The sequence below is a fragment of the Brumimicrobium salinarum genome (genome assembly GCF_002844555.1).
GTDB lineage: Bacteria > Bacteroidota > Bacteroidia > Flavobacteriales_D > Crocinitomicaceae > Brumimicrobium > Brumimicrobium salinarum.
This window is the reverse complement of the sequence record NZ_PJNI01000001.1, coordinates 181,109-206,587: the sequence shown is the minus strand read 5'-3', so window position 1 is coordinate 206,587 and position 25,479 is coordinate 181,109. Positions and strand designations below refer to the sequence as shown.

Annotated in this window: 22 protein-coding genes; 13 read left to right on the top strand and 9 right to left on the bottom strand. The window is 35.3% G+C overall.

Features of this window, described 5'->3' with window-relative positions:
- The first annotated feature begins 8 nt into the window (after positions 1 to 8).
- Together CW751_RS00990 and CW751_RS00985 are read left to right on the top strand one after the other, a co-directional pair.
- Complete coding sequence (locus CW751_RS00990) at positions 9 to 1,352, top strand: FAD-dependent oxidoreductase (protein ID WP_101333089.1); 1,344 nt, start codon at positions 9 to 11, stop codon at positions 1,350 to 1,352.
- The gene (locus CW751_RS00985) at positions 1,349 to 2,254 is read left to right on the top strand and encodes a hypothetical protein (protein WP_101333088.1); all 906 of its coding nucleotides are present in this window, start codon (positions 1,349 to 1,351) and stop codon (positions 2,252 to 2,254) included. The genes CW751_RS00990 and CW751_RS00985 overlap by 4 nt, the downstream gene beginning before the upstream one ends.
- Positions 2,255 to 2,264: 10 nt before the next feature.
- On the opposite strand, the gene CW751_RS00980 is transcribed toward CW751_RS00985, so the two are convergent.
- Positions 2,265 to 2,705 (bottom strand): nucleoside deaminase, encoded by a 441-nt coding sequence (locus CW751_RS00980; protein ID WP_101333087.1) that lies wholly within the window; start codon positions 2,703 to 2,705, stop codon positions 2,265 to 2,267.
- Between the two features lie 94 nt (positions 2,706 to 2,799).
- Here CW751_RS00980 and CW751_RS00975 point away from each other — a divergent pair, with 94 nt between their 5' ends.
- The gene (locus tag CW751_RS00975; protein ID WP_101333086.1) at positions 2,800 to 3,690 is read left to right on the top strand and encodes a hypothetical protein; all 891 of its coding nucleotides are present in this window, start codon (positions 2,800 to 2,802) and stop codon (positions 3,688 to 3,690) included.
- Here CW751_RS00975 and CW751_RS00970 read toward each other — a convergent pair.
- The gene (locus CW751_RS00970) at positions 3,668 to 3,871 is read right to left on the bottom strand and encodes a hypothetical protein (RefSeq protein ID WP_101333085.1); all 204 of its coding nucleotides are present in this window, start codon (positions 3,869 to 3,871) and stop codon (positions 3,668 to 3,670) included. The genes CW751_RS00975 and CW751_RS00970 overlap by 23 nt on opposite strands.
- 76 nt (positions 3,872 to 3,947) lie before the next feature.
- Here CW751_RS00970 and CW751_RS00965 point away from each other — a divergent pair, with 76 nt between their 5' ends.
- The 3 genes from CW751_RS00965 to CW751_RS00955 are packed head-to-tail and all read left to right on the top strand — an operon-like array spanning position 3,948 to position 6,130.
- A complete protein-coding gene (locus tag CW751_RS00965; protein ID WP_133122092.1) occupies positions 3,948 to 4,313 on the top strand; it encodes a hypothetical protein in 366 nt (121 codons plus the stop codon).
- A 39-nt stretch (positions 4,314 to 4,352) separates the two neighbouring features.
- Positions 4,353 to 5,387, top strand: a complete 1,035-nt coding sequence (gene galE, locus CW751_RS00960) for a UDP-glucose 4-epimerase GalE (RefSeq protein WP_101333083.1) — start codon at positions 4,353 to 4,355, stop codon at positions 5,385 to 5,387.
- On the top strand, positions 5,384 to 6,130 hold the full coding sequence (locus tag CW751_RS00955) for an outer membrane beta-barrel protein (protein WP_101333082.1): 747 nt from the start codon (positions 5,384 to 5,386) through the stop codon (positions 6,128 to 6,130). The genes galE and CW751_RS00955 overlap by 4 nt, the downstream gene beginning before the upstream one ends.
- Positions 6,131 to 6,421: 291 nt before the next feature.
- On the opposite strand, the gene CW751_RS00950 is transcribed toward CW751_RS00955, so the two are convergent.
- The 6 genes from CW751_RS00950 to rnhA form a co-directional block, all read right to left on the bottom strand.
- Positions 6,422 to 8,644: an NADP-dependent isocitrate dehydrogenase gene (locus tag CW751_RS00950; RefSeq protein ID WP_101333081.1), complete on the bottom strand. Its 2,223-nt coding sequence runs from the start codon at positions 8,642 to 8,644 to the stop codon at positions 6,422 to 6,424.
- 583 nt (positions 8,645 to 9,227) lie between these two features.
- Entirely contained in the window at positions 9,228 to 10,079 is an 852-nt protein-coding gene (locus CW751_RS00945; RefSeq protein ID WP_101333080.1) for a 5-oxoprolinase subunit C family protein, read from the bottom strand.
- On the bottom strand, positions 10,072 to 10,806 hold the full coding sequence (gene pxpB, locus CW751_RS00940) for a 5-oxoprolinase subunit PxpB (RefSeq protein WP_101333079.1): 735 nt from the start codon (positions 10,804 to 10,806) through the stop codon (positions 10,072 to 10,074). The genes CW751_RS00945 and pxpB overlap by 8 nt, the downstream gene beginning before the upstream one ends.
- Positions 10,803 to 11,519 carry a LamB/YcsF family protein gene (locus tag CW751_RS00935; RefSeq protein ID WP_165779183.1) on the bottom strand — a complete coding sequence of 239 codons (717 nt, stop codon included), beginning with the start codon at positions 11,517 to 11,519 and terminating at the stop codon, positions 10,803 to 10,805. Before CW751_RS00935 ends, pxpB begins: the two co-directional genes overlap by 4 nt.
- Before the next feature lie 251 nt (positions 11,520 to 11,770).
- Complete coding sequence (locus tag CW751_RS00930; RefSeq protein ID WP_101333077.1) at positions 11,771 to 13,177, bottom strand: T9SS type A sorting domain-containing protein; 1,407 nt, start codon at positions 13,175 to 13,177, stop codon at positions 11,771 to 11,773.
- A gap of 146 nt (positions 13,178 to 13,323) precedes the next feature.
- The gene (rnhA, locus tag CW751_RS00925) at positions 13,324 to 13,779 is read right to left on the bottom strand and encodes a ribonuclease HI (RefSeq protein WP_101333076.1); all 456 of its coding nucleotides are present in this window, start codon (positions 13,777 to 13,779) and stop codon (positions 13,324 to 13,326) included.
- 377 nt (positions 13,780 to 14,156) lie between these two features.
- On the opposite strand from rnhA, the gene CW751_RS00920 reads away from it, so the two are divergent.
- Genes CW751_RS00920 through CW751_RS00905 form a run of 4 tightly spaced genes read left to right on the top strand, consistent with a single transcriptional unit; the run spans position 14,157 to position 20,573 of the window.
- Positions 14,157 to 14,624: a hypothetical protein gene (locus CW751_RS00920; protein ID WP_101333075.1), complete on the top strand. Its 468-nt coding sequence runs from the start codon at positions 14,157 to 14,159 to the stop codon at positions 14,622 to 14,624.
- Complete coding sequence (locus tag CW751_RS00915) at positions 14,624 to 15,949, top strand: TolC family protein (protein ID WP_101333074.1); 1,326 nt, start codon at positions 14,624 to 14,626, stop codon at positions 15,947 to 15,949. The genes CW751_RS00920 and CW751_RS00915 overlap by 1 nt, the downstream gene beginning before the upstream one ends.
- A 15-nt stretch (positions 15,950 to 15,964) precedes the next feature.
- A complete protein-coding gene (locus tag CW751_RS00910; RefSeq protein ID WP_101333073.1) occupies positions 15,965 to 17,092 on the top strand; it encodes an efflux RND transporter periplasmic adaptor subunit in 1,128 nt (375 codons plus the stop codon).
- A gap of 4 nt (positions 17,093 to 17,096) precedes the next feature.
- A complete protein-coding gene (locus CW751_RS00905) occupies positions 17,097 to 20,573 on the top strand; it encodes an efflux RND transporter permease subunit (protein ID WP_101333072.1) in 3,477 nt (1,158 codons plus the stop codon).
- 547 nt (positions 20,574 to 21,120) lie between these two features.
- Here CW751_RS00905 and CW751_RS00900 read toward each other — a convergent pair.
- Positions 21,121 to 22,233, bottom strand: a complete 1,113-nt coding sequence (locus CW751_RS00900) for a glycosyltransferase family 4 protein (protein WP_101333071.1) — start codon at positions 22,231 to 22,233, stop codon at positions 21,121 to 21,123.
- A 110-nt stretch (positions 22,234 to 22,343) separates the two neighbouring features.
- Here CW751_RS00900 and CW751_RS00895 point away from each other — a divergent pair, with 110 nt between their 5' ends.
- The 3 genes from CW751_RS00895 to CW751_RS00885 all read left to right on the top strand — a co-directional run bounded on the left by CW751_RS00895 (position 22,344) and on the right by CW751_RS00885 (position 25,478).
- Entirely contained in the window at positions 22,344 to 22,982 is a 639-nt protein-coding gene (locus tag CW751_RS00895; protein WP_101333070.1) for a type IV toxin-antitoxin system AbiEi family antitoxin domain-containing protein, read from the top strand.
- Positions 22,979 to 23,851: a nucleotidyl transferase AbiEii/AbiGii toxin family protein gene (locus CW751_RS00890; RefSeq protein WP_205677762.1), complete on the top strand. Its 873-nt coding sequence runs from the start codon at positions 22,979 to 22,981 to the stop codon at positions 23,849 to 23,851. Before CW751_RS00895 ends, CW751_RS00890 begins: the two co-directional genes overlap by 4 nt.
- 232 nt (positions 23,852 to 24,083) lie before the next feature.
- Positions 24,084 to 25,478, top strand: a complete 1,395-nt coding sequence (locus CW751_RS00885; RefSeq protein WP_101333069.1) for a pyridoxal phosphate-dependent decarboxylase family protein — start codon at positions 24,084 to 24,086, stop codon at positions 25,476 to 25,478.
- The last annotated feature ends 1 nt before the right edge of the window (position 25,479 follow it).

Here is a 25,479-nt window from a genome sequence, read left to right as displayed (position 1 = left end):
AATATTTTATGGAAGAAAAAAATGTAGCTGTCGTTGGAGCTGGTCTTGTAGGGAGTTTATTAGCTGTTTTATTGGCCAAGAAGGGAATGAATGTGGATGTTTTTGAACGTCGTCCTGATTTGCGAAAAGCAAAAGCAATTGGTGGAAGATCAATTAATCTAGCGTTGTCAAATCGGGGGTTTAAAGCGTTAGAACTCGCTGGCTTTGCAGATGAAATAAAATCTATTGCGATTCCTATGTATGGAAGAAAGATGCATGATATTGAAGGCAACTTAACGTATCAACCGTATGGAAAAGAAGATGAAGCGATTTATTCAGTTTCGCGAGGTCAGTTAAATCAAAAGCTCATGAACTTAGCGGATGATTATAAAAATATACGCTATCGATTTGACCATGCCTGTGAAGGAATTGAGTTGGACAAAAATGAAATCCATTTTAAAAATACTTCAACAAATTCACTAGAAAAGTACAATTACCAACAAATTTTTGGAACTGATGGTGCTTTTTCGGCGGTAAGGGGAAGCCTTCAGAAAACACCGATGTTTAATTATGCGCAAGAATATTTACCACACGGATATAAAGAGCTACACTTTCCAGCCAATGAGGATGGAACGCATTGTTTTGATAAAAACTGCTTGCACATTTGGCCACGTGGTGAATTTATGTTGATTGCATTGCCGAATCTTGACGGAAGCTTTACTGTGACTTTGTTCTTTCCGATGAAAGGAGAAACATCTTTTGAAAGTTTAGATACGGAAGAAAAGGTGGTTGATTTCTTTGAGAAAACATTCCCAGATACGCTTCCGTATTTACCCAATTTAACCAAAGACTTTTTTGAAAATCCAACCTCTACGTTAGTTACTATTCGCTGTAACCCATGGAATTTTGAAGACAAAGTTTTATTGCTTGGAGATGCTTCTCATGCTGTTGTTCCTTTTTATGGTCAAGGTTTGAATGCAGGAATGGAAGATTGTACGATTTTAATGGACTTGATGGAAAACTATAAGGGAAAGCCTGAAGATTTTTTGGCAACTTATAGCGAAAAGCGTGTAGCTGATGGAAATGCAATTGCAGACTTGGCATTGTATAACTATATTGAAATGCGCGATTTAGCAGGAGATGAAGATTTCCTGTTAAGAAAGAAAATTGAACGAAAGTTTAGCGACATGTATCCCAACAAATGGATGCCGTTATATTCTCAGGTAACCTTTAGTCATATTCCATATTCTGAAGCATTAGCTGCTGGAAATAAACAACGAAAAATAATGGATGAAGTGATGAAAATGGAGGACATTCATGATGTATGGGATGAGCCAAAAGTCATTGAAAAAATATTATCTTTGGTAGAATGAAAACAACGAAGCTAATTTTATTTTTGTTTGTCGTATTAAATATTCCGGTTTTCGGTCAATACACACCGAAAAATAAAAAGAAACAGTTTTACGGAAATCAACGTCTGCACAAACCGTTATACCGATGGGTAACTGGAGATTATTTGCGACACGGAATTCAGTTGTCTTTCGGTCCAACATACACATTTACCAAGATGGGCGCAGAAGAACATGAATATAAAATTAACTCCTCTGTTCCTGGAAATGATACTTTACTTCGTTTTTCAAGAGAAGCTAAAAGCAGAATTGGAATTTTTGCTGAAATTGGAATGGTTCACATTACCAAAAAACCTAAAAAATGGCTACATTATTATGATTGGGGAATCGGGTTTAAGGTTTTTGGTGGGAGAGAACTCTCTGAAACACGTGTATATGATGAAAGAGACACACTAATTGGTAACTTAAACGGTGAGGGAAAGTTCTACAACGGTTATTTATATGGAAGATTTAGTGCGCACAGTGTTTATCAGTTTAACCCTCATTTCTTTTTAGATAATGCCCTTGGTGTAAATTTAGACTATGCCTTAATGGTTGGGAATATGGCCTATGACGGATACCATGTTCCTGTGGATGAGAAATTCCAAGGAGATATATTGGGACAATTGCATTATTCGTTGGGATTAGGAATAAAACCGCGTGTAGACAAAGGATTTTATTTTGTACCTAGTATAGAATTGCCCGTTTTGGGAATTCATGAATGGAACGGAGGTACACCAGCAATCCACTGGTTTTCTAGCCAGTATTACCCAGCAATGCTCCGACTGAAATTTGTGTGGTTATTCAGAAAAGATCCGAACCGTTGTCCGCCTGTGGAGACGAATGAGAAGGACAGAGAAAGAGCAAGGGAGTATAAGAATAGGTAGGGAAGTCAGTTTACCGCTTACTTTTAAAAAATTGTTTCACCAACTCTCCACATTCTTCACCTAAAACTCCACCTACAACTTCTGTAGAAGGATGAAAAATGCCTTCATAACGCAATGCTCCACGACGTTCATCGCTTGCTCCGAAAACTACCTTGCTGATTTGTGACCAGTTTAGCGCTCCCGCGCACATTACACAGGGTTCCATCGTTACATAAAGGGTGCATTTCTTTAAATATTTTCCACCTAGATTTTCTGCAGCAGCTGTTATACTTTGCATTTCTGCATGAGCCGTTACATCATTTAATTGCTCTGTGAGGTTATGACCTTTCGCGATAATGGTATCGTTGGCAACGATTACTGCACCAATTGGTACTTCGTCTAGCTCGAAAGCTTTTTCTGCTTCTGCTAATGCTTTGCGCATAAAATACTCGTCATTATAAGGTGTAATCATTGCTCTGTTTTTGATATTAATAAACGAGAAATCTTCAACTACAAAAATAAGTGTATTTTTATAACGTTAAATTATAAACGCTAAAACATTTGCTATGAACTACAAACATTTAATTTTCGCACTTATTATTGGAGGTGTTGTCTCTTGTGACAAAGATAAAAATGAACCTCTTCCGGAAGAGAATTCAGGTCCAAAACTTATTTTTAGAATGAAAATGGATCCGAACCAAGAACGTTTGGATGGGTTTGGTAATCCAGCAACTATACCTGCAGGTCATGCAGCACAAACTCCCGACTTTAACAGTATTTCAGCTCATTATATTGAACTTGCACCATCAGCCTATACACAAGTTGGAGACGGTGAGGTGATATACCATGGAGCGGAAACAACTGAAGGTGGTGACAACGCAGTAATTTTCGATAAATTAAAGAAAGTAGCCCACGGGGAAACAGTTTTCTCAAAACCTTTAAGTCAAATTACACCGGGTAACTATAATTGGGCGCGTGTTTCTGTAACTTACCAAAATTACGATGTCGATTTTAGAGCGAATGGTTACGATTTGAAAGGTACGATTGCTTCATTTGTTGGATTTAACACCTACATCACTTCACACAAAGTGAAAACCAAAACGGTGAACGTTAACGCTAATAAATTACAAGGATATTGGGCTTGGGAAACTCCAGCGATTGGTTCTTTTTATCCTGCAACTGTTGTTCAAGGACAAGCACCAGGAACAACGGTACCGAATCCCTTAGCTCAATCTTCTCCTATTCCAACGGGAAGCTGTTTAGTAACAGGTGGCTTTGAAACTCCGTTTACCGTTACTGGAAATGAATCCGAAGACATTATTATTGACCTTTCATTTAGTGTGAACAATAGTTTTGAATGGTCTGATGCGGCAGGTAATGACATTTATGAACCTTTAGATGGAGATACAGTTGTGGATATGGGATTACGTGGACTTATTCCGATTGTGGTTCAATAATATCCACTTCATAATATTTTTCTGAAGCGTCGTTTGTTGGTTCAGGTGACGCTTTTTCAGTGAAAAAAATGAGGTACATCAAAAAAGAAATGACTGCGCCATAAATGATGAAACGCACAAGCATTTTCCAGCTCTTTTGGTAGTTTTGGTGTTTTTTAAAATCGAATTTTGGCGTTTTCATATCGTTTTAAAAGCGTTTTAAGGTAACTTTTTATTTAAAGTTGCGTACTAACGAAGAACACAAAATTACACAATATATGAAAACCAAGGTTTGCCCCAACTGTAAAACTGAATTTGAAGGTCGTCGGAATAAAAAGTTTTGTTCTGTTTCCTGTAAAAATCACCATCACAACGAAACATATAGAAATGAAAATCATGTTGAGAATAGTATTAATCGGGTTTTACACAAGAACCGAATGATTTTAAAAGATTTATTTAAGATTTATAGAAGCTCAGCTATACCGCAAAATATTCTAGAGGCGCATGGTTATAATATGAAATTTCATACGCATTTATTTAATGCACCTTCTGGAGAAAGATATACGATGGTTTATGAACTAGGCTATAAAACAGCTTTTGATAATCAAATACATATTGTTCAACTTGATGAAGTTGCTTCTTAAATTAAGTGTAAATCCGTTTCAAATCCCTATTTTTGGATTATGAATACGAAAAATCGGTACATTCTTGTCACTGGTGGAGCTGGTTACATAGGTTCACACACGGTCTTGGCGCTTATTAATAACGGATATACGCCAATTATTATTGATGATTTTAGAAATGCACATAAAGATGTTATTTTTCGTTTAGAAGAACTTACGGCACAAGAAATTATCTATTTCTCTGTTGCTTGTCAGGATGAGTTTAGGTTAAAAGGAGTTTTTGAGCAATTTCATATTGAGGGTGTCATTCATTTTGCCGCAGATAAGGCCGTTGGAGAATCAACCCAAAAACCTTTGAAATATTTTGATAATAACTTTGGGAGTTTAATTAGTGTTTTGGAATTGGTACAACAATATAAGGTTGAAAATTTTGTGTTTTCATCTAGCTGCACGGTTTACGGTGATCCAAAAACAATTCCAGTAGTGGAAAAAAGTCCCGTGTCCTATAATTCACCTTATGGATTTACAAAAAAAGTAAATGAAGAAATGATTGCGCAGTTTGTAGAAAGCGCTCCCTTTGTGCAAGCAACTATTTTGCGTTATTTTAATCCGATAGGTGCTCATGAAAGTGGAAAAATAGGAGAAGAACCTGATGGAAAACCAAATAATTTATTGCCATTTATAACGCAAACAGCATTTGGAATAAGAGAGGAGTTAACCGTTTTTGGCGATGACTATGATACAAAAGACGGTACATGTATTCGTGACTATATCCATGTTGAAGATCTCGCTGAAGCACATGTTGCGGCATTAAGTAAAGCAAACGAAGCCAAACAAAACCCTGAAATATATAATATTGGTACAGGTAAAGGAACCAGTGTTTTAGAAATGATACAGGTTTTTGAAAAAGTTACAGGACAGCAGCTTCCGTATTCTATTGGAGAACGCAGATCGGGTGATATTCCAGAGATTTATGCAAATGCCGATAAAGCCAATAAAATATTAAATTGGAAAGCTCAAAAGTCTATTGAAGAAGCTGTTAAATCTGCATGGAAATTTGAAAATTTTATACGGGAAAAAAGAAAAAGTAAATGAAAAAATTAATTCTTCTGTTTTTTTTAATGTTGTATTCCTTTATAACCTTTGGTCAGTATGAGTCAGAAGAGGAAGGGTTATATTCACGTTTTCGTCCTGGTGTTATGTGGTTTTACAGTGGTTTAAAACCTTATGAGGAAGAAAAGCTCCGTAAGTATGATCGTTTGATGGTGGATGTTGTATACAATGATTTTTACGGCGATCGAGATTACTTTTCTAGTCCATGGCAATCCATTGGCGTAAATGCTTCTTTAATGTTTGATGTTATTTTAACTAAAGCTAACACCATGAGCTTTGGTTGGGGAATTGGCTACAGTCATTTCAGTAACAGATCGAAATTACAATTCACACGAGATTTAGATAATAAAACAACTTTAGTAGCAGATTTTCCTGCAGGAAGTGAACCTAAAGGCTCAAAATTTGGAGCAAATTACATTGAAATTCCTTTAGAGTTAAGGTTCAGAACCAAAGGTCACAAACATTTTAAGTTTATGATTGGCGGAAAAATTGGATATCAATTGAACTCCTTTTCTAAGCAGATTGAACGCATCGATGGAAAGAAATACGCCACAAAAAATTATGGTTTTCCTGATTCAAATCCTTTACGTTACGGAGCGACTGTGCGCATCGGAATTAGAAATTGGGCTTTTTACGGAGCTTATTATTTCTCGCCACTCTTCACTGCAGATGGTAGCGCAGACTTAACTCCTATTTCTGTGGGAATTACACTTTCTTTATTTTAATGTTTGCTGGAACAGTGATGTTCTTGCACCCCGGCGAAAGCGGATAGCTTTATGAAATGATTTTAATTTGTAAACAAACCTTTTTAGAGGCGACTTTAGAAGCCTATTAAAAAGATATTGTTTGCTTAAAATCATAAATAAACTAAAAGCTGTAGACGGAATTGGTGCCCAAAAAAACACCCCGCAGAACTTAAACTACGGAGTGTTTAAAAATATACTTTAAAATCTATGATCTACAAATTGAATACTATGAGATTTCAATTTTAATTTGCAGTCTGAGGCTCTCGAAGACTAAAACTTCAACACTGCATTCAATGTTTCACTCGGACGCATTACATTATTAATGTTTTCCTCTGGAGCATTGTAGTATCCTCCAATTGGCGCTGCTTTTCCTTGTACTTCATTCAGTTCTTTAACGATTTTATCTTCGTTCTCAGTTAATTTCGCTGCGATTGGTTCGAATTTCGCTTTTAAATCTGCATCTGCCGATTGTGCTGCTAATTCTTGTGACCAATACATTGCTAAATAGAAGTGACTTCCTCGGTTGTCTAATTCGTTTACTTTACGAGAAGGAGATTTTCCTGACATCAATAATTTAACCGTTGCATTGTCTAAAGCTTCTGCCATAACTTTGGCTTTAGGGTTTTCTGTAACTTCAGCATAGTGTTCTAAAGAAACAGCCAATGCTAAAAACTCACCTAATGAATCCCAACGTAAGTGATTTTCTTCAACCAATTGCTCAACGTGCTTTGGCGCAGAACCACCCGCTCCAGTTTCGAAAAGTCCACCTCCGTTCATCAATGGAACGATAGATAACATCTTAGCACTTGTTCCTAATTCTAAAATTGGGAATAAATCCGTTAAATAATCACGCAATACGTTTCCAGTAACTGAAATTGTGTCTTTTCCTTCTTTTACACGCTTCAATGAGAACATCGTTGCATCGAATGGAGACATGATTTGAATATCAAGTCCAGAAGTGTCGTGGTCTTTTAAATAAGTCGTTACTTTTTTAATTAACTCTCTATCGTGTGCACGTTTTTCGTCTAACCAAAATACTGCTGGAAGCCCACTCGCTTTTGCACGGTTGATTGCTAGTTTTACCCAGTCTCTAATAGGTGCATCTTTCGCTTGACACATTCTCCAAATATCACCTTCTTCAACTTCGTGTTCGATTAATGTGTTTCCATTTGCATCGATTACACGCACTGTTCCATTTGCTGGAATTTCAAACGTTTTGTCGTGAGAACCATATTCTTCTGCTTTTTGTGCCATCAAACCGATGTTTGAAACACTTCCCATTGTAGTTGGATCAAATGCTCCATGCTCTTTACAGAAGTCGATGGTAGCTTGGAAAACATTAGCGTAAGAACTGTCTGGAATTACCGCTTTTGTATCTTGCTGATTCCCTTCTTTGTTCCACATTTGTCCAGATGTACGAATCATTGCTGGCATAGAAGCATCAATAATTACGTCACTTGGTACGTGTAAGTTTGTAATTCCTTTGTCAGAATTTACCATTGCGATGTCTGGACCATTTTCCATTGCCGCTTCAACATCTTTTTGAATCGCTGCTTTTTCATCTGCTGGTAAAGTTTCGATACGGCTCAATAAATCTCCTAATCCGTTCGTAACATCAACACCAAGTTGATCAAAAGTTGCTGCATGTTTGTCAAAAACAGGTTTGAAGTAAGTCTCTACAGCATGACCAAAGATGATAGGGTCTGAAACCTTCATCATCGTTGCTTTCATGTGTAATGAGAATAAAACATCTTTTGACTTTGCATCTTTAACTTGTTCATCTAAGAAAGAGATCAATGCTTTTTTACTCATCACTGTAGCGTCGATTACTTCACCATCAAGCAATGCTAAATCGTCTTTTAAAACGGTTTTGTTTCCGTTGGCATCCAATTCTATTTTTACCTTTGTTGCTCCGTCAATGGTTACCGATTTTTCATTAGACATGAAATCTCCGTGTGACATTGTAGCAACATGCGTTTTAGAGTCAGAACTCCAAGCTCCCATTCTGTGTGGGTTTTTCTTAGCGTATTCTTTTACTGCTCTTGGCGCACGACGATCTGAATTTCCTTCACGTAGAACTGGGTTTACAGCACTTCCTTTTGCAACATCATATTTTGACTTAATAGCCTTTTCTTCGTCATTCTTTGGTTCTTCTGGGTAATCAGGTAAAGGGTAGCCTTGAGATTGAAGCTCGCTAATTGCTTTTTTGATCTGCGTTACAGATGCAGAAATGTTTGGCAACTTAATAATGTTTGCTTCTGGTTTCTTTACCAATCCGCCTAGCTCCGCCAAATCATCGGATACTTGTTGCTCCTTGCTTAATAATTCTGGAAATTGAGCCAAAATCCTTCCCGCTAAGGAAATATCTCTGGTTTCAAATTCAATTCCTGCTTGACTACCAAATGCACGAATAATTGGCAATAAAGAGTGAGTTGCTAACATTGGCGCTTCGTCCGTTAGCGTGTAAATGATGTTTGATTTTATCGGTGCCATACCTATTATTTTTTGTGAGCAAAAGCTCGATTTTTTTAATAAAAATTTGCGTTCACAAAGATATGAATTAATGGCTAATTATCAATGGTTAATTGTAAACGCTGTTAGGCATGCTGTTTATTGATGAGTTATTAATCCGGAATCACTGTCGTCCGATTAAATATACTTTTCTCCAAAAATAAAACTTTAGCTACCTCTCTTCTGTCTTTTTCATTTTTTTCTTGATAAAAAAACGAAACAAAAAAATCAATGGAATTCCAAGGCGAATGCTTCGCAACATGAGATTTTCTTAAGTTCCATGCTATATTTCTTTTTCAAAGAAATGCAATTCCACTTGAAAACTCATTTTCGCTGTGGAATCCCAAGTACTCCGAACTTACCTTTTATGAATATCGAGGGGTTCTGTTTAAAAAAAGGCCTAAACCCCAGAATTAATAAAGGATTTTGACTTTTTCTAAAATCTTTATTGGACTCTAGTGAATCCGGAATAAGCATTTATTCATGGAGATATTTAAAAAAAAACAACTTCAATTTGGACAAAGTTGAAAGTTAAGACTTAACTCCCGTTAATCATTAAATGAATCTAAATCTTATAAAACGTGACTTCTCCCTTTTCGCCTATCTCACATTGTGAAAGACTGTTCATTGCATGATCTGTAAGTTGTAGAATTCTGGCGTAACCTCCAGTGGTTTGTGCATCTCGCATCAAGATGATGAGCTGTCCTGATGGTGTAAGTTGAACAGTTCCTGGCTGAACAGGTGCGGTGATGATTTCTTTCGCCGTAATTTTTGGAACATTTTCTAGTTGAATGGCCATTCTGTTGCTATTGGCTGCCACAAAATAATCTTGATGTAGAATGAGTTCCTGTTCTTCTTCACTCAAATAATGAAACTCTGGTCCAGGGTGAACATCTAATCTTGTTCTGCTGAATTTATCGTGAATTGGAATTACCCGAGCATTAAAATCTGTAGGTTCAAAACGAGTTTTAATGTACAATAATTGTTGACCTTTTTTGATTTTCGCCGATGGATTTAATGTCGGATGAAAACTGGCACTATCAAGTATACTTTGAGCAGAAAAACCTTCTAAAACACCTAAATATCCATAGTTTCCTTTTTTAACATGATCAATTTTTAATGTACTTTCAGCAGGAACAAAAATAGGAGTTGCATGAGTGATTTCTTTGTCGTTTAGCGTGACTTCAAACTCAGCTCCTGTGAGTACAATATAGGTCTCGGCATAGAAAAAAAGTGTGGGTCCGTTAATTGTGAATTCAAAAACAGGTTTTAAATCCTTATGTTGCAACAAATGATTGGCTAAAATAAATGCGTGTTGGTCCATTGCTCCGCTTGTTGGAACGCCTTCATAGCGATGATTTAGTCGACCGCTATCCTGAACAGTTGTATGCACACCTGCGTCAATTACTTCAATCATTTTTTATTGCTTTTTGAACTTTATAAGTGCCTTCTCTCACTTGTTTCTCTATTTGAGAAAATTCTTTTTTAGTGATGCTTTTAAATTGAATTAAATCACCAGCTCTTAACAAGGAAGGCGATTCCTTTTTGAGATTAAAAAACTGAATTGGACTTCTGCCAATGATGTTCCAACCACCAGGAGAGGTGTTGGGATAAACTCCTGTTTGTTCACCTGCAATCCCAACAGATCCTGCTTCTACTTGTTCGCGGGGTTTTGCTTTTCTGGGATGGGCTAGCTTTTTATTCATTCCACTCATGTAAGGAAAACCAGGTGCAAATCCTATGAAATAAACGGGGTAAACAGGAGCGGTGTGAAGTTCAATCAATTTTGAAACTTTCATGTTTTTCTGTTTGGCCAATTCTTCAATATCTAAAGCAAAAAGTGTTTCATAACAAACAGGAATGGTTAAAACTCTTTGCTCAGATGTAGTGTTTTTTTTCAAATGGAATTCGTTCACTTCCTCTTTAATATTTTCCAAGGTGCTTTTTACTGCAATTTCAGGATGTAAATAAATAACACTTTCTATGTAAGCTATCGAATAGGAAGCAACGTGACGAGCAAATTTAACCAATAAATGATGTGTTAACTGCGCCAATTTTTGATTGGTTTCCAATTGTATTTCTCCTTGGAACTGAATTAAAATCCCATGATCTCCAAACTGCGATATGGCAGGTGCGTTTTTCATTTGTTTTGATTCACTTTACGATAAATATACTGAAGAATTTCCAAAGCATTGGGATGATCGCCATGTAAACAATAAGTATCTGCTTTTAATGGAACAAAATTTCCAGTTTCAACTTTTACTTTTTCATGGTAATACATTGATTCTAATTGCTCCCAAACTCTTTTAGCTTCGTTAATCAAAGCGTGACTTTCTTTTCGGTTTACCAAATTCAAATCGTCTTTGTATCTTCTATCGATAAATGCTTCAAAATAGATTTTGTGCTCTTTTTGACCAAATTCGTTCAAAAATCCATCTTTTAACGTATAAATTGAAGTTTTTAATCCTAATTCATCCAAAATGGTTAAAAATAATGCTGCTTTATTTTTATCATTTGCTACATCATGATAAAGCGCACCATGTGGCTTAATGTGATGAATTTCAACTTCTATTTTTGCTGCTAACTCATAGAAATTGTAAAGCTGCTTTTTTAAACTTTCTTTTAATGCTGAATCGCTGATTTCTGGACGAACTCTACCAAAATTATTTGTATCGGGATAAGAAGGGTGTGCACCAATTTTTACGCGATGCTCATTCGCCAACTCTATTGTTTTTCTCATCGACTCCTCATCACCGATGTGTCCACCCGTAGCAATATTGCAAGAAAAAAGATAAGGCATAATTGCTTCATCCTGTCCGGCCATTTCTCCTAAATCTGCATTGATGTTGATTTCCATTTTTTGCATGGCAGGAATATAAGGATTAATTAATTGCTTGTCCGCTTGTTTCCCAAAGATAATATTCGATTAGTGGAAAATCAAAGGATCTTTCGGAGTTTTACTCCATCAGAATCTTGTCAAGAAAATAATTTTGATTTGTAAAACACTATTTATTGGAGAAAGTAATGGTTAGGGAATTGACAATTAACAATTAACACTCCGTTAAACACTAAATACTCTACACTTAATATTGAATCATTACAAAAATATTATCGGATAATTATTTTCTTTGATGCTCCACTCGCTTCTTCTATTAGGAGGTAAATCCCTGGATTTAATGCCTCAATAGAAATTTGTTGATTACTTTTATTTATCGAAAATGATTTAACCCTTTTTCCTGAAACTTCATAAATACTATAAGCGCCAAAGTTTTCTGATTGAATAATGATGTGTTTACTTGTAGGATTAGGATAAATATTGAAATTAATTTTACTGTGTTTTTTCTTTAGTCCGCTTATTGCGTTACAAACATAAAAATACTCTTCACGATTATGATTTTCAAAGTATTGGTCTGTATTATTCCAGTTGTTATATAAATCATACGCCAGTTTCTTTCCACTTGAGTCGTATTCATATATCTCCAAAACATTATTAATCCATTGACCAGAAGACCAATCTTGCTTACGGTATTCTATATTATTGTCATTTCCGTCGTATGTATACGTGAATTTATTCTTCTTTATCCACGAACTTCCATTCCATTGTTCGTAGAGGTTTTCGGTTAGATTATTATTACCATCGTAGGAAAAACTGTTTCTCGCATTATCTTCCCAAACGTTTGTAGTTGTATTCCAATTTTGTCCAACTATTTTAATTCGATTATTCATTGCATCATAAGAAGAGATAGTTTTATAGTTCTTTTTCCAAGAATGTACATTCCACAATTTATGAACGTACGTTATTTGATTGTTATTACTATCGTAAGACGTATTTTTTTTTGAATCGTTAATCCATGTGCTTGTGCCCATATCCCAAATTTGTTTTAAATCCTCTTCTTTATTGTTATTTCCATCATATAAAAAAGTGTGTTTTGTCTTTTTTTCTAATGAATTTGTGCTCGTATTTAATTCAAAATATGTTTCCTCGATTTGGTTGTTATTTGCATCATAAGAGTAGTTAGTTTTCCACGAAATTTCCCAAGAACCTAAATCCCAGAAATAATAAGCTTTTTCTGTTTTATTATTATTTGCATCATAATCGTAGTTGTATTTTTCAATATTTTCCCAACTTGTTGTACTCGCGTTCCATTCTTGCCTCAATTCTTCAGTTCTGTTATTATTTGCATCGAAGGTATAACGGGTTTTTCTATTTTTCACCCATGATCCAGAGCTCCAGATGTAAGAAATTTCATCTGTTTTATTATTACCGGCGTACAATACATTAGTCTTATAATTATTCTCCCATGAATTTGTGCCTGAATTCCAGTTTTGGTAAATACTTTCTGTTAAATCATTTGAGGAATTATATGTTCTAAAAGATCTTGCTTTTACCTTTTTGTTTAATGTGTTAGGTATAAATTCGTAAAAATAGGTAGTATCTACTAAGCAGGTGTCTTGTGTGTATGCAAAACACATAGTTAAACTTGAAAAAATAGCAAATAGAATTAGTTTTCTCATTACATTAAGTTTTTAATAAAAGTATGTTATATTTATTTTTAAAACCTAATGAAATTAGTTTTATTTGTGTTAAATGGCTTATAATTAGGGTTTACCCTTGGTTTTTTATGAATGTCAAGGTGTGTTTTTAAACTAGAAGGCCTTTTTTAGCTTAAATTTTCATAACCTTCATCAATTTGAAGATCGGTCCCTTCTGCAGCTTTTACCGCCAATTGATCACACCGCTCATTTTCAGCATGACCAGCATGTCCTTTTACCCATATAAATTTCGGTTTGTAGATTTTATGGAGTTTCAAATAACGTTCCCATAAATCAACGTTCTTTTTGTCTTTAAACCCTTTTTTCTGCCAATTAAATACCCATCCTTTGTCAACTGCATCTACTACATATTTCGAATCTGAATATATGGTCACCGGATGTTTTGAAGATTTTAGCGCTTCTAAAGCAACAATAACAGCCAGTAACTCCATTCTGTTATTGGTTGTTTTTCTAAAACCTTCAGAAAGTTCTTTTTCTTGTCCTTTAAATCTTAGAAGTGCACCGTAACCACCAGGACCAGGATTTCCTTTTGCTGCACCATCAGTATATATTTGAATTGCCATGATAGCAAATCTACTTTAAACCTTTAAAATAGAATAACGTTTCCTAAATAAAATATTTTTATTGAAGCTTTTTTTAATTTTAAATGATAGTTTAAACAGTTGTTTTTAAAATGTTTGGAGTCAGTAATCATGGATTTAATTGTCTTGTAAATTAAATTATTGTTAAAAACAGGAAACTTTTAATGTATAAATAGTTTCCTTCGTTTTTTTTATTTGTAGTTTTGCGGCCTAATGGATAAAAAGCGAGAAGAAATAATAGAACAGTCTGCACTGGTTTGTTTGCGACATGGAATTCGTTCTGTACCAATGGATGACCTTGCGAAATCTCTTGGTATGTCAAAAAAACCATTTACAATTATTTCAAAGATAAAAATGAATTGGTAGAATGTATTGTAAAGACTTTAATTGAAAAAAATCGTAAAGCTTGTGAAGTTGGAAGACTTAAATCAGAAAATGCAATTGATGCGTTAATGAGTATAAGTGAATACTCAACGCGATTATTTACAGAAATTCATACATCCGTTTTTTATGATTTACAAAAGTACTATCCAGAGACTTGGATTATCATAAGACAACATAGGTTTGATTTTATTTCTAATCAAATTACAGAAAATATCATTAGGGGACAAAAAGAAGGTTTGTATATTTCTAATTTAGATCCTAAAACAATGTCGGGCATTTACTTGTCTATGGTGAGTATGATGACCGATAGTGATATTTTTGATGTTGAAAATAATCAATATGGAGAACTTTTAGAACAAATTGTTCTGTTTCAGTTAAGAGGCATTGTCAATGATAAAGGGAGAGAGTTAATGAACAAAAACATGAAAAATAAAGAAAAGTAATGAATCGTTTAAAATTATTAATGCTAACAACGGTGCTCTTGGTGAGTGTTTCATCAATAGCACAGCAATTTTCACTTTTTGAAGCGCAGTCTTATGCTTTAGAAAATGCAGAGCAAGTTCAACGGGCACAGTTGGATTTAGAGTCTGCCGAAAAACAAGTAGTAGAAACACGTGCAATGGGTTTACCTCAAATCAATGGAGAGGTTAACTTTCAACAGCTCATTAATTTACCAACCCAAGTTTTAGATGGTGCTTTGATGGGAATGCCAGGAGAAGATATCGAAGTTTCTTTTGGTCAGGAGTTTAGTGCAGATGCAGGAGTTTCTGCAAATCAGCTCATCTTTAATGGTTCTTACATTATTGCTTTGCAAGTGGCTAATTTTTACACTGAATTTGTGGCAACAAACATTAAAAGTTCAGAGCAAGAAGTTTTGTCAAACGTAACGCAAGCTTATCAGATGGTATTGATTAGTGAAAGAAACAAAAACTTTGTTGACACTTTAGTTAATTTGACAGAAAAGTTAATCAATAAGCAACGTGATCTTTATGAAGTTGGGTTGATTACCAAAGAAGAAGTAGATCAAACAGAGTTTTCCTTACTTTCTGCACAAGCCAATTTAGTAGCAGCACAAGCAGCGCATGAAAACGCGTTAATTATGTTGAAAATGTCAATGGCCTATCCGATAGATGAAGAAATTTCTTTAACTGAAGATTTGGATGATTTGCTTCTAGACAAACAGCTTGACCTGTCTGGTTCTTATGAAGATAATCTACAATTAGACATCCTTAGAAAGCAAGTCAAAATTTCTGAATATGATTTGAAAAACATGAAAATGGGAAACTATCCTCAATTGTCTGCATTTTTTAATCATCAATACGATGCTTATAGATCCGAGTTTGACTTTTTTAGATCGGGAGGAAAATGGTTCGATCAAACGGTTTGGGGATTGAAATTAACTGTTCCAATTTTTGCTGGAGGAGAAAGATGGGCTAAAATTCAGAAGGCTAAAATTGCCATTAAGCAAGATCAGTTAAATGTTCAAGAATATCATCGTTCTTTAGCAGGACAAGAAATACAGATTAAGAATGATCTGAAAAGTGCTCAAACAAATCTTGAGTTGCAAAAAAAGAATGTTGAGTTAGCAAGAAAAATCCATGATAATTCTATGATCAAAGCTGAAATTGGAAAAGAAAATAGCATCATTGTAACGCAAAAATACAATCAACTTGTTCAGGCTCAAACAAACTATGTGAATGCCATGATGGAAGTGTTTAACACTAAATTAGAATTAGACAAGTTATACAATAAATTAATTAGAAAATAATAGTAATAAAGACCGATGAGAAAATATATTAAATCACTACTGGTATTAGGCGTAATTTCAACAGTAGTTGCTTGTAGTTCAAATACAAAATTGGACAAGTTGAAAAACAAAAGAGCAGATCTTAAAGTTCAACTCGCAGAACTCGATGAACAAATTAAAAGCATGGATACTGCAAAGGTTAAAATGCTACCTTTAGTTGAAGCCATGAAAGTGGAAGAAGGAACTTTTAAGCATAAAGTTGTGGTTCAAGGTGATATTGAAACAGATAAACAAGCAATGATTATTGCCGAAGCGAATGGCTTAATTAAATCAATTCCTGTAAAAGAAGGTCAAATGGTTTCTAAAGGACAAATTCTGGCTAGAATTGATACTGAGATTCTAAGAAGTAACATCAAAGAATTAGAAACACAACTGGAATTTGCAGAATACAACTTAGACAAACAAGAACAACTTTTTGAAAGAGGAGTAGGAACTGAGTTTGAATTGAAACAAGCAAAAAACCAGACAAAAGCTTTAAAGTCACAATTGAAGACTTTAAAAACACAATCTTCTAAAACAATAGTTCGTGCGCCTTACGCAGGAACTATTGATGAAATTGTTACGCACGAAGGAGAAATGGCAAGTGCACAATCTCCAATTTTAAGATTGGTAAACAATGAGGATGTTCGAGTAACTGGAAATATTTCCGAACACTATTACAGAACTGTAAAAGAAGGATCTAAGGTTGAGGTGTATGTTCCTACTTTAAAAGATACTTTCGATTTAGAAATCACTTCGGTGGGTCGTTTTATCAATCCTACCAATAGAACTTTTAGAGTGAAGGCAGATATAAATGATAACGACGATTTGCTTCCAAATATGTTGGCAGAAATGCACATTACTGACTTGGTTGTAGACAGCACAACTATCGTTCCTGCAGCAGCATTGCTAAAAACACAGAAAAACGAAGACTATCTTTTTGTTTTGAAGAAAGAAGGAGAAAATTATATCGCTCATCAATTGATGGTTGAGATCCTTAGTGAATACCAAGGGAAAGCAGCAATCAATGTGTTGGAAGATGAGATAAAAGAAGGAGATATTGTTGTTTCTGCTGGTGGTCGTGGAATCACTGATGGAGATCGTGTTCGAATTGAGATAAAATAAAACAATGGAAGAGAAAAATAAAAAAAAGCTTTTTGGAATATCGAATTGGTCGGTAAATAACTCCAAAACGGTTTTCTTGATTATTGCAATCTTATTTATTGGTGGAATGTTCTCCTACCAATCGATGCCTAAAGAAAACTTTCCAGAGTTACAGATTCCCGAAATTTATATCGGTATTGCAAAACCCGGTTCTTCTCCAAAATATATGTCGGAGAAGATTGCAGAGGCAATTGAAAAGGAAGTGAAGACCATTAAAAAAGTGGATGAGATCAACTCTGATTCGCAACATGGTTACACTACCGTACGTGTGAAATTTGAGTTTGGAATAAACGTCAACGATGGACTAAACAAGGTAAAGGACGCGGTGGATCAAGCGAGAGCTGAAACCGACTTCCCCGAACTTCCTGTTGAACCGAATATCTTTGAGATTAACCCAAGTGATTTCCCAATCATGAACATTAACCTGAGTGGGAAAAGTCCAAAGGTGCTTAAAGAAATTGCCGAAGACTTAAAAGACTTGGTGGAAGACCTTTCTGAAATCAACGAAGTGAATATTCGTGGAGTTCAAGAAGAAGAAATGCGTATTGATGTTGATCGATTAAAGGCGGAAGCAGTTCAGGTGTCTCTAACCGATATTGAAAATGCAATTTCATCAGAACATGCAACCATTTCAGGAGGTGAAATCTTGATGAATGGAATGCGTAAAACCATCATGATTGATGGTGAATTTAAAGATGCCGAAGAGCTGGGAGAAATCATCGTGAAGCAGCAAGATTATATGCCTGTAAAGTTGAAAGACATTGCAGACGTATATTTTGGTGATGGCGATACAACTTCTTTTGCTCGTGAGTTTGGTGCGCCTGTGGTAATGCTTGACATTATTAAACAAGGTGGAGAAAACTTGTTAGATGCGGCAGATAAAATTAACGCGCTTGTTCAACAAGCAAAAGATGACAATGTAATTCCGAAAGGAGTAAACGTTTCGATTACCAACGACCAATCAGACCAAACACGAGACATGGTTTCAAACCTAGAGAACTCTATCGTTTTCGGGGTGATTTTGGTAACTATTGTTTTACTGTTCTTCTTAGGAGCGAGAAACGCCATGTTTGTTGGTGTAGCTATTCCGCTTTCTATGTTGATGTCATTCATGATTCTTCAAGTAATGGGCGTAACCCTAAACACCATTGTTCTTTTTGCTTTGGTACTCGCACTTGGAATGTTGGTCGACAACGGAATTGTGGTGGTAGAAAACATCTATCGTTTAATGGACGAAGAAGGCTATCCACCGTTTAAAGCGGCAATTTATGGAGTAAGTGAAGTAGCTTGGCCAATTATTGCGTCTACTGCAACAACTTTAGCAGCCTTTGTTCCTTTAGCAATTTGGCCCGGAATTTTTGGAGAGTTCATGAAATATCTTCCAATTACCTTGATGATTGTATTGGGATCTTCTCTTTTCGTGGCTTTAGTTATCAACCCTGTGTTAACAGCAATCTACATGAAGGTTGAAGAAAGAAAGCCAAGAAAAACGAAGAGTTTAATTTATAGTTTAATTTTTGTTGGAGTTGGTTTTGCTTTGGTAATGGTCAATTTAACGACATTCGGAAACGTTGTTATGTTAATTGGTTTAATTTCATTACTCAATACTTTTGTTTTCTTCCCAGGAACTGCAGTTTTCCAAGAGAAAATATTACCTGTTTTGGAAAGATGGTATGAGAATTTCTTAACTTTTGCTTTAAAAGGTTCAAGACCAATTATATTTATTGTTGGAACATTCGTTTTATTGATTGTTTCTGTGATTGTTTTTGCACTGAACCAGCCAAAAGTAGAGTTCTTCCCTTCAAATCAGCCGAAATACGCTAACGTATTTATTACGCATCCAATTGGAACAGATATTTTGGAAACGAATAAATCAGCATTGTTAGTAGAAGAAAAAATCAATGAGATTTTAAGTCCATACACTGAAGGTTCTGATCCAAATAACATTAAGAAATCAGACCTTGTTCAATCTATTATTGCTCAGGTTGGAAAAGGAACGAGTGAACAAGGAATGGACATGGGAGATACGCCACACAAGGCGAGAATCACCATTGACTTTACGGAGTTCCAATACAGAGATTCTATCAATACAACAGGTTATATTTTAACGAAATTGCAGAATGAGTTAAAAGGAATTTTACCAGCTGATGTTCAGATTTCTATCAAGAAAAACGAGATGGGACCACCTCAAGCTTCACCAATTAATATTGAATTAATCAATACTAAGAAGGGAGATTACAAAGAATTAATTATTGTAGCCACTGAGGTAAAACAATACCTCGATCGTGAGGGTGTAGAAGGTGTCGATGAGTTAAAACTGAACGTTGAAGCTACACGACCTGAGATTCCAATTGAGGTAGATCGTACGCAGGTGAGAAAACTAAATGCTTCTACAACCCAAGTTGGAATGGCAATTCGTAAAGCATTGTTAGGTGAAGACGTCGCTACGTATACGAAAGATGAAGAAAACTACGATATGGTGGTTCGCTTTAAGCAAAACTCTCGTTATAATTTGGATGCTTTGTTGGATCAAAAACTAATGTTTAGAAACAACACAGGTCAATTGCTTAACATTCCGATTCGAAGTGTGATTAAAGAACCAAAAGAGAATATTTCCTATACTGGAGTTGTGCGAGAAGATCAAACTTCAAAAGTGATTATTTCTTCTGATGTAACGGAAGGATATAACGCCAACGAAGTTGTTCAAGTCTTGAAAGAAAAGATGATGGATTATGTTGCTGAAGATAATCTTCCGAAAGAAGTGAAATACAGCTTTACGGGTCAGCAAGATGAGCAAGCTGAAGAAATGGCATTCTTAAGTAATGCCCTTTTAATTGCGGTTTTCCTTATTCTTTTGATTATCGTAACGCAGTTTAACTCGTATTCAACACCTGCAATTATTTTGTTCTCGGTATTACTTTCTTTCATCGGAGTATTCTTAGGATTAGCCATTAGCGGACAAACCTTCGTGATTATGATGACCATGATTGGTATTATTTCCTTGGCTGGTGTTGTGGTAAACAACTCCATAGTATTAATTGACTATACCAATTTAATCCGAAGAGAAAAACGAGATGAAATGAAATTGGAAGAAACGGATTTAGAACCAGACGAAGAAGTGTTAAAAGCGACAATTCAAGGTGGAAAAGTACGTTTACGTCCGGTATTGCTAACCGCGATTACAACCGTTCTTGGTTTACTTCCGTTAGCAATAGGTCTTAATATTGATTTTGTAGGATTGCTTACGAATTACGATCCAAATATCTTCATCGGTGGAGATAACAATATGTTCTTCTCGCCAATGGCATGGACGATTATTTACGGATTAACATTCGCAACCTTCCTAACACTTGTAATTGTTCCAGCAATGTACTTAACGCTTTATAGATTCAAAGTTTGGGTCTACAAAAAGCTGAATTGGACATTGAAAACAAATGTTTAGTTATTTATAAATTATACTAGAAAAAGCGGTACTTCGAGAAGGAGTACCGCTTTTTTTATGCTTATCATAATGACTACTATCAAGAGTTTTTAGCTCTGAGTCAAGGGATAAACTCCACGCAACAATTCATCGTTCATAATTCACTATCGTCCGATTAAAAAGGCTTTACCGCAAAAACAAAAGTTTCGCTCTATCTCCTATGTCTTTTTCATTTTTTTCTTGATAAAAAAACGAAACAAAAAACTCATTGGAATTCCAAGGCGAATGCTTCGCAACATGAGATTTTCTTAAGTTCCATGCTATATTTATTCCAAAATTTCTTTTCAAAGGAAGTCATGAGCTCGCTGCGCTTCGGTTATTTTTTCAAAGAAATGCAATTCCACTTGAAAACTCATTTTCGCTGTGGAATCCCAAACGCCACGAACATACTTTTCCTCAAATCTAAGCCCTTAAAATCGCAAAACAAGCCATAGTACAGAATAGATAAAGGCTGAAGTATAATCGAAAAATTTTTATCGGACGCCAGTGGTTCATAATTCATCATTATTTAAAAGAGTCTCTCCACCGCCAACCACAAGTCCCTAGCGGTATAATCCCAAGAAAAATCCTTAGCCCTTTCTAATCCTTTTACAATCAAGTCTTTTCTTAAATTTTCATCACTCAACAACAAATTCAATTGTTCTTGTATTGAATCTACAGAATACGGATCGCAATACAGAGCCGCATCGCCGCCAATTTCGGGTAAAGACGTAAGGTTTCCCGCTAAAACAGGAACGCCAGACTGCATAGCTTCTACCAATGGAATACCAAAGCCTTCGAAATAACTTACAAAAGCCATACATGTCGCCGCTCCAACAATGTTAGCGAGATGATCTAAAGAAACATGTCCCGTAAAATGGATGTATGGTTTTAATTCTTCATCAATTTCAACTGTCTGACTGTCCCACATCGGTTCGCCAACAATTAATAATTGATGAGGTATTTTGTTTTGTGTTTTTAAAACTTTGTAAGCAGCTATTAAGCGTTGAACATTCTTTCTTTTATGAATAGCGCCAACGAAGACAATATAAGGTTTGCCTTGGGTAAATTGCTCCCGAACTTTTTGTTTTTCATTGTCATCAATCACTTTGAAAACAGGAGAAACGCCGTTGTAAGTTACATCGATTTTATCGGGAGAAATACCATAAGTTTTTACGATATCAGCCTTAGAAAATTCTGAAACAGTACATAAACGATCTGCTTTTCTGGCAAAAACGGGAAAGCGTTTCTTTAAGAACTTGAGCGCAACTTTTGGTAAATCTTGAGGATTATGTTCAAAGTTTAGGTCGTGCATCACCGTTAACTGAGGCAAATCTGTTTTTAAGGATAAATAACCGTCCGTAGACACAAAAACGTCACATTTATGTTTTTTTAAGGCCCTCGGAATGGCGTAATCAAACCAAATGATCTGCAATATCGGATGACGTGCAGGTGGGTTGACCACAACAGGCGTAACATTATCTGCAAACACAAACTTTTCATCATAAGGCCGGTCAAAAAAGAAAATAAACTCATGTTCCGGATGCTGTTGGGTAATTCTCAGCATGGTTTCGTAGGTGTACCACCCAAAACCTTCCATTTTGTTTTTCAATAAAAACCGTGTGTTAACGCCTATCCTCATAATCAACGGGTAAAGATATTAAAATATATCTTGTGATACTGCAAGAATAAAATGTAAAATATTTTGGTGATAATCGGATTTTTTCCGATTATTGTATTAAAATATGACAAATGGAATTGAGGTTGAAATTAAATGAGTTGAGTAATGTTCCTTTTTCTAAGCATTTAATTTTAGAATTATTGAAAGATTTTAAAAGTCCGAAGGATAAAATCAGTGAATTAATAAAAAAAGGAGAAATTTTTTCATTGAGGAGAGGACTTTATGCAGTTAACCCTATTTATAGTGCTAATGCTTTGCATCCGTTCTTAATTGCCAACCATTTAAGAGGGCCTAGTTATGTTTCTTTGGAGTCTGCCTTAAATTACTGGGGTTTTATTCCAGAAAGAGTAGTTGAAACTAGTTCTGTTACAACAAAGTTATCTAAAACATATAAGAATCATTTTGGAAGATTTAGCTACCAAAAACTGCCTACACCTTATTTTTCTTATGGTATAAAAAGCTTAGAAATCGATAACAAACAAACGGTTTTAATTGCTTCTCCAGAAAAAGCAATTTGTGATAAGGTTGTTCTAACTTCTGGAGTTAATTTAAGAAGTAGAAAGCAAGTCAAGGCATTTTTATTGCAAGACTTGAGAGTTGATGTGGAAATGTTACAAACATTAAATACAGATCTTATCTCAACATGGTTGGAGAATGCCCCCAAAAATGCAAGTCTTGAAATGCTCATAAAAACACTTAGAGAATTATGATGATAAAAGAGTGGATAGAGGAGTATAGTCCTAAAAATGAAGGTGAGATATTGGCTGCGCTAAGAGAAATTATGCAGGAAATTGCATTGGCGGGATTGTCACGTACAAATTTCTTTGAAAAAGCTGCTTTCTATGGCGGAACTGCTCTTCGTATCTTTTATGGATTGGAACGTTTTTCAGAAGACCTTGATTTTTCATTGTTGACAACAGATCTTGAGTTCTCACTTGAACCTTATTTTAATTCAATCATTGATGAATTTGAATCTTTGGGGATGACGGTAACAATAAATGAAAAGAAAAAGACAAATCACACAGCCATCGATTCTGCATTTTTAAAATCAGAAACCTTATTAAAAGAGATTGTTCTTGAAGACCTTATTTCTCAAACAGGAGTAAAATCAAATAAATCGGTGAAAATTAAGTTTGAAATTGACAGAAACCCTCCTTTAGACTTTCATACCGAGGAGAAGTTACTAATTCGCCCATTTTCCTTTTATGTAAAGTGTTTTGACCGACCCAGTCTTTTTGCTGGAAAACTGCACGCTTTGCTTTATCGTAAATGGAAGAACAGAGTGAAAGGAAGAGATTGGTACGATTTAGAATGGTATATCAAGAAAGGAATTGCTCTAGATGTAAATCACTTCTGTAGTCGTGCAAAAGAATCTGGCGACTGGTTAGAAAACACGATTACTTCAGAAGACATCAGAGAGCTCTTAATTGAAAAAATTGATGCGGTTTCCTTTTCCTCAATTAAAGAAGATGTCGTCCGTTTTATTGAGAACGAGAACCAACTTAACATTTGGAGTCCTACATATTTTAAAGACCTGATCGAAAAAATGAATTTTATAGAACACCGTATTTCTAAATAAACAACATGCCTCTCTTTATTTGAAAAACGTCAATAATTGAAAAAAACTTTCCCTCTTTTAAAACATACAAGCCAAAGCGCATAAATCTACCATAAACGTAGTAATTCATTTTGGTTTAAACTAAAAAGCGTATTTTTGTGCTTCTAATTGAGAGAACATTAAAACGACAATATATTTCGAATAGAACTTTTTAATTCTTTTAAAATGTGTTCTTCGATACAGCATCAAAAATATGGAAAAAGCATTAGCCGATTTTCAAACTTTAGCCGCAAAGTTATTAGCCGATGAAAAAGTAAATCCTGTAGTAGATTACATTCCGGCAGATCAATTGTTTGATCAGCTTGACTTATCGCTAGTCGAAAATGGAATTGATGACCATACACATCTTGAAAAACTGAAAGAATTGGTTATGGCAACGCCTAGAACTGCAACAAATGGTTTCTTTAATCAATTGTATGGCGGACGAAATGAAAAGGCTGTGCTTGGTGAATTATTGGCTGTTTTGCTCAATAATAGCATGTACACTTTTAAAGCTGCTGGTGCTCAAGTTGGAGTAGAGAAAGTAGTTCTGCGCAAGGTTTGTGAAATCATCGGTTGGGATGAAAATGCTGATGGAACTTTCGCTACAGGTGGCTCAATGACCAATTTTATGTCTATGTTGATGGCAAGGGATGCTGCAAATAGTAAGGTTAGGCACGAAGGAATTCAACATAAAATGACGGTTTACACTTCGATAGAATCTCATTACAGTATTCCAAAAAATGCTTCTTTTTCAGGAATTGGCCGAAATAATGTTCGCTATATTCCTGTCAATAAAGTAGGGGAGATGATTCCCGAAGAATTAGACAAAGCAATCGCAAAAGATATCGCTGATGGTTATCAACCTGTTTTGATTAACGCTACTGCTGGAACAACGGTTTTAGGTGCTTTTGATAATGTACAAGCCATTCAGAAAGTAGCTAAAAAGCACAAGATCTGGATGCATGTCGACGGTGCTTATTGTGGTTCTGTAATCTTTAGCGGAAAATATAAGCATCACCTCAAAGGACTCGAAAACGTTGATTCTTTTAGCTTTAATGCACACAAAATGATTGGAACGCCTTTAACGTGTTCTCTAATTGTAGTTAAAGACAAAAAACACCTGCGCGATTCATTTGCCAACGAAGCAGAATATCTTTTCCAAACAGAGGAAGATGATTTCAATCCAGGAAAAACCTCGCTGCAATGTGGCAGAAGAAATGACGCTTTAAAGTTCTGGACTTTATGGAAAAGTGTGGGTACAAAGGGACTAGAAAAAATCGTTGACCATCAATTCGATTTGGCCGATACCGCAAGAGATTACGTAAGAAATCATCCAGATTATCAATTGTATAGTTTCGAAGATTCTATTTCTGTATGTTTTAATTACAAAAATATACCTGCTGAAGAATTGTGTACGCAATTATACGAAAAAGCGGAATTGATGGTGAGTTACGGAACTTTCCAAGAAGATGACTTCATTAGATTCGTGACTATAAATGCACAAAACAGCAAAGAAGAAATTCTATTGTTCTTTAAGCGATTAGAAGAATTCGTAGCAGAAAATTACACAGAATTAAAAATCGAAGAGTTACGTGTTACAGATTGAT